This is a genomic window from Rhodococcus sp. ENV425 (genome assembly GCF_002887785.1).
Taxonomy (GTDB): Bacteria; Actinomycetota; Actinomycetes; order Mycobacteriales; family Mycobacteriaceae; genus Rhodococcus; species Rhodococcus aetherivorans.
In genome coordinates this window covers 712-1,457 of the sequence record NZ_PCZU01000181.1, presented here as the reverse complement: position 1 = coordinate 1,457, position 746 = coordinate 712, and the positions used below count along the sequence as shown (strand labels likewise).

Genomic DNA, 746 nt, shown 5'->3' with positions numbered 1-746 from the left:
CTCGTCGTGGTTGCGGGACGGTTCCCAGGTGGCGCAGCAGCAGACGCTGCGAACCTATGCACAAGCGTTGGAGGCATCCTTCACGGTGAAAGGGCGTGGCCGCCCCAGAGGCAAGTCGTGGAAGACGACGTCGCCGTCGCTCGAGTACACCCGGCGCGGCTTCCGGATCCGGGACGGGCGGTTGGTGCTCGCCAAGGGTGTCAGCATCCCGGTGGTGTGGTCGCGGGAGTTGCCGGCGGAGCCGTCGAGTGTGCGCATCACCCGCGATTCGCCGGGGCACTGGTACGCCTCGTTCGTGGTGACCCGCGAGGTGGAACCGGCACCGGGAGCCCCGAGCGGTTCCGGGATCGGTGTGGATTGGGGTGGGGCCCGGACCGCGACGACCACCGACGAGAGATTCGACCTGTCCTACGGTGGGCATCGGAAACGCTGCGCGGCGGAGCCGGCGAAAGCCCAACGGAAGACGGCGCGCCGCCGCGGGAAGGGCCACCCGCCGTCGAAGGGCTACCGGCGCGCCCGCACACACGCGGCGAAGATCGTGACGAAGGCCGCGTGCCGGAACCGGCACGAGGCGCGGGTGTGGGCGAAACGTGTGGTCGACAACCAGGAGTTGATTGCGGTGGAGGATTTCCGGCCGCGGTTTATGGCGAGGTCGACGATGGCTCGTCAGGCCGCGGACGCGGCGATCGGGTCGGCGAAACGGGAGTTGATCGAGCGGGGCAGCCGGGCCGACCGGAAGGTGGTGA

1 protein-coding gene is annotated in these 746 nt (G+C 69.7%); it reads left to right on the top strand.

Going from position 1 to position 746, the window contains the following annotated elements:
- Positions 1-28 precede the first annotated feature (28 nt).
- The coding region (locus CQZ88_RS31095) for a transposase (protein ID WP_258008609.1) at positions 29-746 on the top strand (718 nt) is incomplete at its 3' end.